Source organism: Nocardia sp. NPDC051900 (assembly GCF_044452545.1).
GTDB classification, from domain to species: Bacteria; Actinomycetota; Actinomycetes; order Mycobacteriales; family Mycobacteriaceae; genus Nocardia; species Nocardia sichangensis.
On sequence record NZ_JBITBU010000017.1, the window covers coordinates 121,128 to 134,895 of the forward strand.

Annotated in this window: 12 protein-coding genes; 9 read left to right on the forward strand and 3 right to left on the reverse strand. The window is 70.9% G+C overall.

Features of this window, described 5'->3' with window-relative positions:
- Positions 1-234: 234 nt before the first annotated feature.
- A complete protein-coding gene (locus tag ACIA5H_RS26900) occupies positions 235-744 on the reverse strand; it encodes a DUF3558 domain-containing protein (protein WP_397078104.1) in 510 nt (169 codons plus the stop codon).
- Between the two features lie 394 nt (positions 745-1,138).
- Between ACIA5H_RS26900 and ACIA5H_RS26905 the strand changes: the two genes are divergently transcribed.
- The 7 genes from ACIA5H_RS26905 (at position 1,139) to ACIA5H_RS26935 (ending at position 9,606) form a co-directional block, all read left to right on the forward strand.
- Positions 1,139-3,562: a nitrate- and nitrite sensing domain-containing protein gene (locus ACIA5H_RS26905; RefSeq protein WP_397078106.1), complete on the forward strand. Its 2,424-nt coding sequence runs from the start codon at positions 1,139-1,141 to the stop codon at positions 3,560-3,562.
- Between the two features lie 41 nt (positions 3,563-3,603).
- A complete protein-coding gene (locus tag ACIA5H_RS26910) occupies positions 3,604-3,987 on the forward strand; it encodes a roadblock/LC7 domain-containing protein (RefSeq protein ID WP_355080712.1) in 384 nt (127 codons plus the stop codon).
- Positions 3,984-4,328 carry a DUF742 domain-containing protein gene (locus ACIA5H_RS26915; protein ID WP_355080657.1) on the forward strand — a complete coding sequence of 115 codons (345 nt, stop codon included), beginning with the start codon at positions 3,984-3,986 and terminating at the stop codon, positions 4,326-4,328. The genes ACIA5H_RS26910 and ACIA5H_RS26915 overlap by 4 nt, the downstream gene beginning before the upstream one ends.
- 37 nt (positions 4,329-4,365) lie before the next feature.
- Positions 4,366-4,914, forward strand: a complete 549-nt coding sequence (locus ACIA5H_RS26920; RefSeq protein ID WP_379256207.1) for an ATP/GTP-binding protein — start codon at positions 4,366-4,368, stop codon at positions 4,912-4,914.
- Between the two features lie 94 nt (positions 4,915-5,008).
- Positions 5,009-5,428 (forward strand): VOC family protein, encoded by a 420-nt coding sequence (locus ACIA5H_RS26925; RefSeq protein ID WP_397078108.1) that lies wholly within the window; start codon positions 5,009-5,011, stop codon positions 5,426-5,428.
- Between the two features lie 66 nt (positions 5,429-5,494).
- Positions 5,495-8,266: a phosphoenolpyruvate carboxylase gene (ppc, locus tag ACIA5H_RS26930; RefSeq protein ID WP_397078110.1), complete on the forward strand. Its 2,772-nt coding sequence runs from the start codon at positions 5,495-5,497 to the stop codon at positions 8,264-8,266.
- 35 nt (positions 8,267-8,301) lie between these two features.
- The gene (locus ACIA5H_RS26935; RefSeq protein WP_397078112.1) at positions 8,302-9,606 is read left to right on the forward strand and encodes an amino acid deaminase; all 1,305 of its coding nucleotides are present in this window, start codon (positions 8,302-8,304) and stop codon (positions 9,604-9,606) included.
- A 34-nt stretch (positions 9,607-9,640) separates the two neighbouring features.
- Here the strand turns inward: ACIA5H_RS26935 and ACIA5H_RS26940 are convergent, their stop codons facing one another.
- Complete coding sequence (locus tag ACIA5H_RS26940; protein ID WP_379256137.1) at positions 9,641-10,198, reverse strand: TetR/AcrR family transcriptional regulator; 558 nt, start codon at positions 10,196-10,198, stop codon at positions 9,641-9,643.
- A 104-nt stretch (positions 10,199-10,302) separates the two neighbouring features.
- On the opposite strand from ACIA5H_RS26940, the gene ACIA5H_RS26945 reads away from it, so the two are divergent.
- Positions 10,303-11,403 (forward strand): FAD-dependent monooxygenase, encoded by a 1,101-nt coding sequence (locus ACIA5H_RS26945; RefSeq protein ID WP_397078115.1) that lies wholly within the window; start codon positions 10,303-10,305, stop codon positions 11,401-11,403.
- 4 nt (positions 11,404-11,407) lie between these two features.
- Here ACIA5H_RS26945 and ACIA5H_RS26950 read toward each other — a convergent pair whose 3' ends face one another.
- On the reverse strand, positions 11,408-12,364 hold the full coding sequence (locus ACIA5H_RS26950; RefSeq protein ID WP_397078117.1) for a helix-turn-helix transcriptional regulator: 957 nt from the start codon (positions 12,362-12,364) through the stop codon (positions 11,408-11,410).
- A gap of 62 nt (positions 12,365-12,426) precedes the next feature.
- On the opposite strand from ACIA5H_RS26950, the gene ACIA5H_RS26955 reads away from it, so the two are divergent.
- Positions 12,427-13,614 carry an epoxide hydrolase family protein gene (locus tag ACIA5H_RS26955; protein WP_397078119.1) on the forward strand — a complete coding sequence of 396 codons (1,188 nt, stop codon included), beginning with the start codon at positions 12,427-12,429 and terminating at the stop codon, positions 13,612-13,614.
- The last annotated feature ends 154 nt before the right edge of the window (positions 13,615-13,768 follow it).

The window sequence follows — 13,768 nt, forward strand, 5'->3', positions numbered from 1 at the left end:
CGAGCGACCGCCGCTTGCTCCTTCGTCGCGGACGCGGCGGCCGCTCGGACGCGAGCCGGGCCGCGAACGGCGCATGCTCGGTCTCGCTTCGCTCGAAACCGGTGGTTGAGCTGGTGTGGTTGCGTGCGAGAGTAATCGGGGGTCTGAGTTTCGCCGATGCCGCCCCGAGATGGTCGTGGTTGTCGGGTGCGCCGGGCGAATCCGTACCCGGTCCTGCGCCGAGTGGGGGCGGTGCTACTTCGGCAGCGCCGGGACGATCGCTTCGCCGATGGTCGCGAGGCGATCGCAGGGGTTCTGGTCCGCGGTCTTGTTGACCAGGGTCAGTTGCAGCAGGCCCTGCCGGGCGGGGAAGAGTACGTCGCACATTTGGTCTTTGGCGGCCTCGTCCACGCGGAACTGGCGTCCGGTGCGTCCGGCGATGGTGACGTCCTGGAAGTCGACATTGCCCGGCTTCCGCTCGAACTCGGCCACGGACATGCTGTTGGAGAACACGCCGAGGGTGAAGTCGGCGCCCTTCCATCCGCAGATCTCCCAACCGGGCTGCTTCACCCCGCCGACGCCGACCTGCTTGCTCGCCGGGTCGAGTCCGGCGCTCGTCAGCGCGGCGTCGGGGATGCCGGTGCAGGGATCGAACAGCTGGGTGGCCGTGCCCGCGGCGCTCGCGGTCTGCGTGGTGGTCGTCGCGGGGGACCCGCCGGACTCGTCGCCGCAGGCGGCCAGTCCTAACGCGAGTGCGATCGCCAAGGGAACCAACGTAATTCGGTGCGCCATCCAGCCCTCTTGCCATCCGGTTTGTCGCGCCGGACTGTATCAGAGTCGGGCCGCGAGGTTTCGCGGCGGGCGAAGGTGGGTAGGACACAACGAGTCTCGGCATTCGTTCGCGGATGCCGGTTTTGTCGCGCTCGTAACTCTTCGTTGCCAGTGTGTTTAGAAGTCCGCACAGTGTCCGTTTTGCCCGATTCTCGCGTTGACGACGGGTAGGCCGTGTGACAGTTTCCCCTTGATTTCCGCGTGCTCGCTGTGGAGCAGGCGCGGCGGCTGATCGGAGGAGCAGAGGGTGGTGCGGTCACCTGGACGACCGGAGAATTCCGGCGGCACACCGGTTGTCCCCCTCCGCATTTCCGATGGTGAACGCCAGGTGTCCGGCAGCGGAATTGTGCGCCCGCGAACCATCCGCGGGCAGCTGGCCCGCATCCTGGTGGTGTCGCTCGTGCTGGTGCTCGCGCTGTTGGGCACGCTGGTGGCACGCGAAGTGGACGCGTACCGGAAGAGCCGGGACACAGTCGCCGCGGTGACGCTCGCGCTGGCGGTGCAGGACCTGGTGCACGAGACGCAGCGCGAGCGCGGCCTGACCAATGGCCTGCTCGGCGGCGACCAGCGCTTGCGCCAGCCGGTCGACGACCAGCGCGGTGCGGTCGACCGCGCCTTGCGCGCCCTGCGGCAGGCGGTGGCGGACGGTCCGCCCGGCGCGGAGCGGGTGCGGGAGGCCGCCCGGCCGCTGGCCGATCTGGACGCGACCCGATCCACGATCGACCAGCGGCGAGAACCCCGGCAGGCGGCGTTCCAGTACTACACCGACGCGATCGACGCCCTGAACCACCTGTCCCTCGGTCTGGATCAGGCCGCCGACCCGGTGGTCCGGCACGGGCTGCAAGCGCTGTACGCGCTGGGTGAGGCGAAGGAGCAGACGGCTCGCGAGCGCGGCTTCCTCAACGGCGTCTTCGCCGCGGATGCCTTCGGGCCGGGCGAGTACGTGCAATTCCTCGACATCCGCGCGGCCAAACTGGCCGGACTGGCCGCGTTCGCCCGCGACGCGACCGGCGCTCAGCAGGCGCGCTTGGACGCCGTGCTGGACGGCGCGGACGCGGACGCGGCCGCGGAGTCGGAGAACGTCGCGATCGCCGCGGGCGGCGGACCGCTGGCGCGCCCGGTCGATCCGATCGCCTGGTGGACCAGGATGACCGCGGTCATCGACGAGCAGCGCACCGTGCAGCAGACGGTCGGCGCCGACGTGCGGCAGCGGGCAGAGGTGTTGCGCGGCGACGCCGCGCTGGCCCTCGGCGCGTTCGTGCTCGCCGCGCTGGCGGCGATCGCGCTGGAGGTGGCGCTGGTCGTCGCCGCGGTGCGCGCGATCGTCCGGCCGCTGGCCACGCTGGCCGCGGACGCCGACGACGTATCCGGTCGGCGGCTGCCCGACGTGATCTCGGCCTGGCGCACCGGCGACGACACCCGGCCGCCCGACCCGCCCGCCCCGGTGCGACCACCGCCGGGGGCGGGCGTCGAGATCGTCGCCGTGGCCCGAGCGCTGGATCGGGTGCAGTCCACCGCCTTCGACCTCGCGTCGGAGCAGGCGCTGGTGCGCCGCAACACCACCGAGTCGATGGTCAGCCTGGCCCGCCGCAACCAGAACCTCGTGCGCCGCCAGCTCGGCCTGATCAGCGAATTCGAACGCGAGGAGCTCGATCCCAAGGCGCTGTCGAACCTCTTCGAGCTCGACCATCTCGCCACCCGCATGCGCCGCAACGCCGAAAGCCTGCTCGTGCTGGTCGGCGAGGCGAGCCCGCGCCGCTGGGCCGAGCCGATCCCGCTGAGCGACGTGATCCGCGCGGGCCTGTCCGAGGTCGACGACTACCGCAGGGTGGTGCTGCGCCGGATGGACGACGTGCTCATCGCCGGCGCGGCGGCCAGCGAACTCGCGCACATACTCGCGGAGCTGATCGAGAACGGGCTGGCGTTCTCCCCACCGGATGTCGAGGTGGAGATCTACGGGCGCGCCGGGCCCAACGGGTACTTGCTCGCGGTGGTCGACCACGGCGTCGGCATGCCCGCCGACCAATTGGCCCAGGCCAACGCACGATTGCGCGGCGAACAGGACTTCGTCGTCGCACCGACCCGCCACCTCGGCCACTACGTGGTCGGCAGGCTCGCCGAGCGGCTCGGCATCACGGTCGAACTGAGCGTCTCGCCGGTGAGCGGCATCGTCGCGCGCCTGACGCTGCCGCCCGGCATGGTCGAGACCGAGCCGGATCGGCGCGACGATCCCGCCACCTCCCACACCGCCACGGTGGGCGATACCGCTGGGTCTCCGAGCGGTTCGAGGCCACAATCGCGCGCTACCGCTACCGCTACCGCTACGACCGCCGACCGCCCACCGGCGCACGCGGTGAACGCCGGGTCGTCGCCCTACACGCAGTTCGTTTCCGCACGGACCGAGCCGACAGCGAGCGCCGGTCTCATCGAATCCCGCCGCGCACAAGAGCCATCCGGCCCGGCGCCGAGCGAACCCGCGGCGCGGCACACCAAGAACGGCTTGGTGAAACGGAACAAGAAGGCCCGCGCTGCCGCCACCGGCGCGCGGCCCGACGCGCCGCCCCGCATGGAGCCCGCCCCCGCGGTCGAGCGCTCACCCGAGGAGATCCGCAGCATGCTGTCCTCCTTCCGGACGGGACATCAGCGTGGCGCGCCCGCACGGCACGCCGCCGCGCGGGACGACCGCGTCCGCGCCGCCGACGCGGCGCCCGAATTCCAGCCCGCCGCGACCATGGCAGAGGAGATCCGGTGACCACCCACATATCGAGCGCCGACCCGCACACGTTCAATTGGATGCTGGCCAACTTCGTTCGCGAGACCGACGGTGTGCGCGAGGCGGTCGCGGTGTCCTCGGACGGCCTGCTCATCGCCATGTCCGAAGGATTGGACCGCGCCTCCGCCGACCGGCTCGCCGCCATGGTGTCCGGGCTGGTCGGGCTGGCCCGCAGCGCCTCGCGCAGCTACTCCTTCGACGGCCTGAAACTGATCATGATCGAGATGAGGCGCGGGTTCCTGCTCGTCTCCGCCATGGGCGACGGCAGCTGTCTCGGCGTGATCGCCGACAGCGGTTGCGACGTCGGTCTGGTCGGCTACGAGATGGCGGTGCTCGCCGACCGCGCTGGTGCGCTGCTCGATCCCGCGCTCATCGCCGAACTGCGTGAGTCGCTGCGGCGATGAGACACGAATTCGCCTCCGGCGAGGACCGATTCGTGCGGCCCTTCGTGGTCACCGCGGGACGCACCAGGCCGCTGCTGGACGGACTGCGCATCGAGACGTTGGTGCGGGCCGAGCCCGCAGCGCTGTCCGCGCCGCTGCGTTTCGAGCAGCGCACCCTCGTGCGGTTGTGCCAGCGGCCGCACTCCATCGCCGAGATCGGCGCCGCGCTCGGCGTGCCGGTCGGGGTCGCCAAGGTCGTGGTCAGCGACCTGGCCGCCACCGGACACGTGACCGTGCGCTCGGCCGACCAGCTCACCGCCGCCGCCATCGAGAGGATCAGGGACCTTGTCCGGGCACTCTGACATGCGAACGCCTACCATGCCGTCCTCGGTGAAAATCGTGGTCAGCGGTGGTTTCGGCGTCGGGAAGACGACATTCATCGGAGCCATCTCCGAAATCGAGCCGCTGGTGACCGAGGCGGCGATGACCGAGATGGCCGTCGGCGTGGACGACGCGGGGCATCGGGCCGACAAGACGCAGACCACGGTCGCCCTCGACTTCGGGCGCATCACCCTGGACAGCTCGCTGCTGCTGTACCTGTTCGGCACGCCGGGCCAGGACCGTTTCGTCTTCCTGTGGGACGACCTGGTCGACGGTGCGCTCGGCGCGGTGATCGTGGTGGACACCGGCCGCGTCGACGACTGCTATCCGGTACTGGACTATTTCGAGGCACGCGGCACGCCGTTCGTCATCGCGGTCAACCGCTTCGACGGCAGCACGCGTTTCGACCTCGACGAGGTCCGCGAGGCGCTCGAACTGGAGGATTGGATCCCGGTGCTGGAATGCGATGCCAGGCAGCGCGATTCGGTCAAGGAGGTGCTGGTCTCGCTACTCGAACAGGTCCTGTTGCACCGGACGGATCACCTGACCGCAAGGGACGCGGGCTGAGAATCGCCGCGAGATTGCGCCGCGACCGATGAATTCGCCGCGCGTGCGTCGTCCGTACTGTTGCCCGGCCCTGACGAACAGAAGGAGCATCATCATGAGCAACGGCGCGGACCTCGGCCTCACCCACATCGGCGTGCTGGTCGGTGACCAGGACAAGGCCTTGGAGTTCTATCGCGACGTGATCGGTCTGGAAGTGCGTGCGGACCTGCCGTTCGCCGGTGGGCGCTGGCTGACCGTCGGGCCGGCGAAGCAGCCGGGCATCGAGTTCATTCTGGAGACCCCCGAGATGGTGCCGGACGAGGCGGCCGCCGCGGCGGCGCGGGCCCGGCTGGCCAACGGGGCGCAGGGCACGTTGATCTTCACCACCGACGCCGTGGACGCCACGTTCGCCCGGCTGCGCGACGCCGGGGTGGAGGTGACGCAGGAGCCGATCTCGCAGCCGTACGGCGTCCGCGACTGCGGGTTCCGTGACCTGTGGGGCAACCACCTGCGCTTCTCCGAACTCCTCGGCTGAGCCGGGCGCGGCCGGTGTGGGCCGCGTCGCATTTCCCGGCGGGCCGGAGGACAATACTGTCTGATCATGGGTGAAACGACGAGCGAGACCCAACAGGACGCCATCCGGCCGCTGCGCGACGACATCCGGTTCCTCGGTGGCGTGCTCGGCGACACCATTCGCGACCACGAGGGGCCGGAGGTCTTCGACCTCATAGAGCGCGTGCGCATCGAAGCGTTCCGGGTGCGCCGCGAGGAGGTCGGGCGCAGCGCCGTCGCGGAGATGCTCGACGGAGTGGACATCACGGTGGCCCTTCCGCTCATCCGCGCGTTCAGCTACTTCGTGCTGCTGGCCAATCTGGCCGAGGACATCCAGCGCGACCGCCGCCGCGCCGCGCACGAGACGGCGGGCGAACCGCCGCAGGACTCGTCACTGGCGGCCACCTACCGCAAGCTGGACGCGGCGGCGCTGGACGGAACCCGGGTCGCGGATCTGCTGGCCGACGCGCTGGTGTCGCCGGTGATCACCGCGCACCCGACCGAGACGCGCCGCCGCACCGTCTTCGACGCGCAGGCCCGGATCACCGAGCTGATGCGCCTGCGCCAGCGCTACGCCGAGAACGAGCGCGAGCGCGCCGACCTCGAGCGGCGAATCCGCCGCCAGGTGCTGAGCCTGTGGCGCACCGCGCTGATCCGCTTGGCGCGCTTGCGCATCCAGGACGAGATCTCGGTGGGTCTGCGCTACTACGACCTGACCCTGTTCGACGTGATCCCGGCGATCAACGCGGAGGTACGCGCCGCGCTGCGCTCGCGCTGGCCCGGCGTCGAGCTGCTGCCGCGCCCGATGCTGCGTCCGGGTTCGTGGATCGGCGGCGACCGCGACGGCAACCCGTACGTCACCGCCGAGGTGGTGCGGCAGGCCGCCTCCCGCGCCGCGGGCGTCGCGTTCGAGCGCTACCTGCGCGATCTGGTGGAACTGGAGAAGACGCTGTCGTTGTCGGCCCGGTTGGTCGCCGTGACGCCCGAGGTCGCCGCGCTCGCCGAGACCGGGTACCCCGATCCGGCGACGCACGCCGACGAGCCGTATCGCCGTGCGCTGCACCACGTCCGGGCCCGGCTGACCGCCACCGCGCTGGCGGCGCTCGAGCAGGTGCCGCCGAACGGCCTCGATGCCGGGGCGCGGCCCTACCCGACTCCGCAGGCCGTCCTGGACGACTTGGACGCGATCGACGCCTCGCTGCGGCGCAGTGGCGACGGCCTGCTCGCCGACGATCGCCTCGCCACGTTGCGCCACGCCCTGGAGACGTTCGGCTTCCATTTGCAGAGCCTGGACATGCGCCAGAACTCGGAGGTGCACGAGCAGGTCGTCGCCGAACTGCTGGCCTGGGCCGGGGTGCACTCCGACTACGCGAGCCTGCCGGAGTCGCGCCGGGTGGAACTGCTCGCCGCCGAGCTGCGCACTCGCCGCCCGCTGCTCGGTCCGCACGCCCGGCTGAGCGAACTGGCCGTCAAGGAACTCGGCATCGTCCGCGCCGCCCGCGACGTGGTGGACACGCTCGGCGCGGCGGCGGTGCCGAACTACATCATCAGCATGTGCACGTCGGTCAGTGACCTGCTCGAAGCCGCCCTGCTACTGAAGGAGGGCGGTCTGCTCGACGCGGGGGAGCCGGACGGGCCGCCGAGTTGCCCGGTGGGCATCGTCCCGCTGTTCGAGACCATCGAGGACCTCGGCGCGGGTGCGGCCACGCTGTCGGCGGCGCTGGAGGTGCCGGTCTATCGCGAGCTGGTGGCCGCGCAGGGCATGCGTCAAGAAGTGATGCTCGGCTACTCCGACTCCAACAAGGACGGCGGGTATCTGGCCGCCAACTGGGCGTTGTACCGGGCGGAGCTGGATCTGGTCGAGGTCGCCCGCAAGACCGGCATCCGGTTGCGGCTGTTCCACGGCCGCGGCGGCACGGTCGGTCGCGGCGGCGGCCGCAGCTACGACGCGATCCTCGCCCAGCCGGCCGGAGCGGTGCGCGGCTCGCTGCGGCTCACCGAGCAGGGCGAGGTGATCGCCGCGAAATACGCCGAACCCGGTGCGGCGCATCGCAATCTGGAGTCGCTGATCGCGGGCACCCTGGAGTCGACGCTGCTGGACGTGGAGGGTCTCGGCGCCGACGCCGAGCCGTCCTACGGCATCATGGACGACCTGGCGGCCCGCGCCCGAGCCGCGTACGCGCGGCTGGTGCACGAGACACCCGGATTCGTCGAGTACTTCCGGCAGTCCACGCCGGTCGCCGAGGTGGGCGATCTGAACATCGGCAGCAGGCCTGCCTCGCGCAAGCCGACGAATTCGGTCGCGGACCTGCGCGCCATCCCGTGGGTGATGTCGTGGAGTCAGGCGCGGGTGATGCTGCCGGGGTGGTACGGCACCGGTGCCGCGCTGGAGGAGTGGATCGGCGGCGACCCGGAACGTCTGGCGACCTTGGCGGATCTGTATCGCCGCTGGCCGTTCTTCCGCACGGTGCTGTCCAATCTGGCGCAGGTGATGGCCAAGAGCGATCTGGACATCGCCGCCCGCTACGCGGAACTCGTGGACGACGTGGCGTTGCGGGAGCAGATCTTCGGCATGATCCGCGACGAACACGCGCGGACCGTCCGCATGCATGCCGCGATCACCGGCAACGATCACCTGCTGGCCGACAACCCGTCGCTGGCCGAGTCGATCCACAACCGCTTCCCCTACCTGGAACCACTGAACCAGATGCAGGTGGAGCTGCTGCGCCGCCTCCGGGCCGGGGACGACTCCGAACTGGTGAAACGCGGCATCCTGCTGACGATGAACGGCCTGGCCACCGCCCTGCGCAACTCGGGATAGCCGCCGAAGGGCCCGCGTCCGGTAGGAAGGACGTCGTGTCGATCGACGAAGCAGCCGTGGCGGCGCTGGCGGACCGCCGGATCGGTCCCGAGCACAAGGGCATGCCACCCGCGTTCTGGGGGCGGACCGTGCGCGAACTCCGCGCTGCCGCACCGGCGCTCGATCAGCTGGAGACGCCGGTGCTCACGGTCGATCGCGCGGCCCTCGCGGAGAACATCGCGGTCATGGCCGAGTGGGTGCGCGCGGCAGGCGTTCGGCTGGCGCCGCACGGCAAGACGACGATGGCGCCGCAGGTGTGGGCCGATCAGCTGGCCGCGGGCTCATGGGGCATCACCCTGGCCACCATCTGGCAGACGCAGGTGGCGCGGTCCTTCGGCGTCGCGCGGGTGCTGCTGGCCAACGCGCTGGTTGACCCGGTCGGATTGCGTTGGGTCGCGGCGGAATCGGCGCGCGATCCGTCTTTCGAGTTCTACTGCTGGGCCGACAGCGCCGAAACGGTCGCTTTGATGGACGCGCACCTGCGCACCGCCCCCGAGTCGGCGCGGATCCGGGTGCTGGTGGAACTCGGCGGCCCGCACGGCAGAACCGGCGCACGCACGGTGGAGCAGGCGCACGCCGTAGCTCGGGCGATCGCCGGCGCGTCCCGGCTGACGCTCGCCGGGGTGGGCGGTTACGAGGGCGCGCTCGCACACGACCGCACCCCGACCGGCATCCGCGCGGTGCGCGACTACCTCGGGGAACTCGCCCGGCTGCACCGGGAACTCGACGCGGCGGGGCGATATCACGGTCCGGCCGTCGTCACCGCCGGTGGGAGCGCCTATCCCGAGCTGGCGCTCGAGTACCTCGCCCCGCTGTCCGACGAGCGGGGCAGGCAAGGTGTCGCGACGACGGTCGTGCTGCGCTCGGGCGCGTATGTCATCCACGATGACGGCTTCTACGCGAGCATGTCGCCACTGGCGGCTCCCGAGTGCGCGCGGCCGCTGCGCTCGGCGATGCACGGCTGGGCACGCGCACTCTCGCGCCCGGAGCCCGGCCTCGCATTGCTCGACGCGGGCAAACGTGATCTGCCTTTCGACGAGGGGATGCCGGTTCCGCAGCGCGTCGCGGGACTGCGGGGCGGTGCGCTCGACTCGGACGCGACGGTCTCCGCGCTCAACGACCAGCACGCCTTCCTCCGGTTACCGGGCGGCGCCGCCACCGAGTTGCCCATCGGGGCGGTCGTTCGGCTCGGTCTGTCGCACCCGTGCACGGCTTTCGACAAATGGCGGCTGATCCCGGTGATCGATGACGCCGACGCGCCCTCGCCGCGAGTGGTGGATCTCCTGCACACGTTCTTCTGACGGTGGCGGCGGGCTTCGGCCGCGACGCCCGGCGCTAGTCGTTCGAAGCGATCAGCGCGCGCACCAACCGGTCCAGCACCGGACGCGGATCGAAATCCGGCGTCGGATCGACCAATTGGTGCAGGATGATGCCCTCGAGCTGGCCGACCAGGATCTGCGTCGTCGCCCGGTCCCCGCCGACGTTCGCCAGCAGGCTCGCGGCCCATTCGGTCAGCCTGCGGTGGCCGCCCCGCACGGTCTCGCGCAGCGCGGGCGAGGTCCGCGCTTCTTGGAACAGCGCGTAGCGCGCCAATGTCCGTGCGCGGTCGGTCCGCACCGCGTGGACGACGAAGGCGGCCGTGCCGTCGACGAGTTCCTCGATGGTGGCGGGGGCGGGTCGCCGGTTGAGCGCCTCCCAATCCGCGTAGTCGCGAGCTTCGAGTCGCTCGGCGATGCCGGTCAGCAGCGCCGCACGGGTGCGGAAGTAGTTGGACGCCGATCCGGCGGGCATGCCCGCGACCTCGTCCACCGCGCGGTGGGTGAGCGCTCGGATCCCGCGGGACCCGAGCAGCTCGATCGCCGCGTCCAAGACGAGTTCGCGCTTACCGGACATTCCTCGATACTACAACGGTAGTGATACCGGTTACAGTCCGGCGCGCGACACTACATACGTAGTAATGTTCCGGGAAGCCGAGTGGTCCGTAGAAAGGGGAAACGATGCCCGAGGTGGTCATCGTGGGCGGTGGCATCGGTGGTCTGGCGACCGCGGTCGCCTTCCTCCGGCAGGGCCTGCGCGTCGAAGTGCTCGAGCGGAGTGCCGAGATCACCGAGGTCGGGGCGGGGTTGTCCTTGTGGCCCAACGCCCTGCGTGCTCTCGATGTACTCGGCCTGGGCGACGCGGTGCGGGCACGGGCCGTCGAGGAGGGCGCTGCGGGTATTCGCGACCGCACCGGGCGGTGGCTGACCAGGATCGACGCCGAGAAGCTCCGGGCGGCGTACGGCAGCCCGATCATGCTGCACCGCGCCGATCTGGTGGACATTCTGCGGTCGGCCATCCCGGCGGAGGCGCTGCGCACCGGTGTCACCGTGGCCGAGGCGAGGGTGGACGGCACGGTGGTGCACTCGGCCGGGACGTCCAGCGGAGACTTCGTCGTCGGCGCCGACGGCATCCGCAGTGTGGTGCGCCGCGCCGTCTGCGGCGAGATTCGGCCCCGCTACGGCGGATACACCGCATGGCGTCTGGTCGTCACGCCGCACCAGCCGGTCACTGATATGGGCGAAAGCTGGGGGTGCGGCGAGCGTTTCGGGTACGCGCCGCTCGCGGACGGCCGGGTCTACTGCTTCGCCACCGCGAACATGCCCGCGGGCACGGCGAGCGGCGGGCTCGCCGAGTTGCGCGCGCGGTTCGGCGGCTGGCACGAGCCGATTCCCGCCCTGCTCGCCGCGGCCGGGGACGCCGAGGTGCTGCGGCACGATCTCTACGACCTGCCCGCGCTGAAAACCTTTGTGGCAGGACGGATCGCGCTCGTCGGCGACGCCGCGCACGCGATGATGCCCAACCTCGGGCAAGGCGCCTGCCAGGCGCTGGAGGACGCCGTGGTGCTGGCCAGGGTCGTGACCCGCGACGGTGACCTGACCGCCTACGACCGGGAACGCGGGCCGCGTACCCGGATGATCGCGTCTCGCTCGCGCCGGATCGGCGCGGTGGCGCAACTGTCGTTCCCGCCCGGCGTCGCGTTGCGGAACGCCTTGCTGCGGGCGATCCCCGATTCGGTGCAACTCAGGTCGTTCGCGCCGGTCCTGGATTGGCGCTGCTAGCTCGCTACGATCCGAAGTCGCGTACCGCGCGCTCGCAGCGGGCGGCCTGGGCGCGGAGCGCGTCGAGGAGTTCCGGTGGGCCGGTGAGCACGGTGAAGTCGAGATCGACCGAGGTGATCATCCAGACCAGCTGTTCGGGCGTCTCGCTGCCGACGTGCAGGCGGCAGCTGTGCTCGTCGACGGCTTCCACGACGCCCGCACCGGGCCAGACGCGTCCGGCGGCGTCGTCGGCCGATCGGTGCAGCAGCACCGTCGCCTGATGTGGCCACGAGTGGGCCGACAGCCGCATCGAAAGATATGCCACGACATCGCCTTCCGGCGGCTCCCGGGGCGTGAAGCGCGGCCCGGTCGGAATCCGCGGGGTCATCCGGTCCACCCGGAAGGTGCGCCAGTCGGCGCGGTCGACATCCCAGGCGACCAGGTACCAATGCCTGCTGAAGTGCACGAGGGTGTGCGGCTCGACGGTGCGCGGGCCGAGCGCGCCGTTGTGCGCGCGGTAGTCGAACCGGAGCCGTTCGTGGCGCTGGCACGTTTCGGCGATGGCCATGAGCGTGTCCGGATCGACCTGCGGCGCCGGTGCGCCGACGCGCAAGGTGGCGCCGCGCAGGGTGCGGATCCGGTGCCGCAAGCGCGGCGGGAGCACCTGCTCCAGTTTGGTCAGCGCGCGCAGCGATGCCTCTTCGAGCCCGGTCACGGTGCCGCCGCGCAGCCCGACCGCCACCGCGACCGCTTCGTCGTCGTCGAGCAGCAGCGGCGGCAGCGCTGTCCCCGCGCCCAGCCGGTAGCCCGCGGCGCCGCGGGTGGCATGGATCGGGTAGCCCAGCTCGCGCAGCCGGTCGACGTCGCGGCGAACGGTGCGGCCGGTGACGCCGAGCCGTTCGGCCAGTTCGGTGCCCGTCCGGTCCGGACGGGTCTGCAGCAGAGTCAGCAGGGCGAGCAGGCGGGCCGACGTTTCCAGCATGACGCCAGCATGCCCGGAAGTTAGGAACGCTCCCGTCCTAAGCCCTTCCTACCGTGGCCGATATGACTACCGAACCGGACATTCGCCCCTTCCGCATCGCCATCCCGCAAGAGCGGATCGACGATCTGCACCGGCGCCTCGCAGGCACGTCGTGGCCGAGCGACCTGCCCGGCGCGGGATGGGACAAGGGCATGCGAGTGTCCTACCTGCGACCGCTGGCCGAGTACTGGCGTACCGAATTCGATTGGCGCGCAGTGGAAGCGGAGCTGAACGAGCTGCCGCAGTTCGTCACCGACATCGAGGGGCGGCAGGTGCACTTCTTGCACCTGCGCTCTCCGGAGCCGAATGCCATGCCGCTGGTGCTCGGGCACGGCTGGCCCGCGTCGTTCGTCGAGTTCCTGGAGTTGCTCGGACCGCTGAGCGATCCGCGCGCACACGGCGGCGACCCGGCCGACGCGTTCCACGTGGTTGTGCCCTCGCTGCCGGGTTTCGCGTTCTCCGCGGTGGCCCCGGACCCGGGTGCGGGCTCGACCGAGCGGTTCGCGGAGGTGGTCGCGGCACTCATGGCGCGTCTGGGCTACCACCGCTACGGCGTGCAGGGCGGCGACGCGGGGTACTTCGTCGCCGCCCAGCTGGGCCATATCGACTCCGAGCATTTGGTAGGCCTGCACGTGAACGGCCCGATTACGATTCCGTCCTGGGACGGCGACGCCGAAAACTCCGGCGGCCCGGACGAATACGTGGCTCAGGCGGAATGGTCCGCGGCGGATCAGGCGAAGCTGGACACGATGACCGGTCCGGACAGCTACGCCCGCTACGACTACGCGACCGTGCAGGCGAACCGTCCGCAGACGCTCGCGATCGGCCTCCAGGACTCACCCGCCGGGCTGCTGGCTTGGATCGCCGACCTGTTCCGGCAGTACACCGACCCGGCGATCGAGCTGCCCGACGACGCGGTGGGCCGGGATGCGCTGCTGACCAACGTCAGCCTGTACTGGTTCACCGGAACCTTCGCCTCCTCGCTGCGGCTCTACAGCGAATCCGCGGTCTGGGGCGCGCCGACGCGGAAGTCCGACGTGCCGACCGCGGCGGCGATCTTCCCCGGCGACATGTCCGTCCGCAAACTCGCCGAAGACGCGCACAACATCGTCCGGTGGACCGAGTTCGACCGCGGCGGGCATTTCGCGGCGATGGAGGCGCCGGATCTGCTGATCGCGGACGTGCGCGAGTTCTTTCGCACGCTGCGCTGATCCGGCCCACTCGTCCACAGAGCTGACCGGGCCGGACATCACCCGGCGGCCGCGCACGGCCGGTGAGTGGTCCATCCGTCGATGGACCTCGGCGGATCCGCTTGTCCCGCCGGGCTTTCCCGGGTCGAATGTCGGTGCGGCGGCACGCTCGAGA

What these genes read in the sequence shown, in the direction of transcription:
- ACIA5H_RS26910 (WP_355080712.1), top strand. Translation starts at nt 3,604, where the DNA reads ATGCTGGCCAACTTCGTTCGCGAGACCGACGGTGTGCGCGAGGCGGTC.
- ACIA5H_RS26915 (WP_355080657.1), top strand. Translation starts at nt 3,984, where the DNA reads ATGAGACACGAATTCGCCTCCGGCGAGGACCGATTCGTGCGGCCCTTC.
- ACIA5H_RS26925 (WP_397078108.1), top strand. Translation starts at nt 5,009, where the DNA reads ATGAGCAACGGCGCGGACCTCGGCCTCACCCACATCGGCGTGCTGGTC.
- ppc (WP_397078110.1), top strand. Translation starts at nt 5,495, where the DNA reads ATGGGTGAAACGACGAGCGAGACCCAACAGGACGCCATCCGGCCGCTG.
- ACIA5H_RS26940 (WP_379256137.1), bottom strand. Translation starts at nt 10,198, where the DNA reads ATGTCCGGTAAGCGCGAACTCGTCTTGGACGCGGCGATCGAGCTGCTC.
- ACIA5H_RS26945 (WP_397078115.1), top strand. Translation starts at nt 10,303, where the DNA reads ATGCCCGAGGTGGTCATCGTGGGCGGTGGCATCGGTGGTCTGGCGACC.
- ACIA5H_RS26950 (WP_397078117.1), bottom strand. Translation starts at nt 12,364, where the DNA reads ATGCTGGAAACGTCGGCCCGCCTGCTCGCCCTGCTGACTCTGCTGCAG.
- ACIA5H_RS26955 (WP_397078119.1), top strand. Translation starts at nt 12,427, where the DNA reads ATGACTACCGAACCGGACATTCGCCCCTTCCGCATCGCCATCCCGCAA.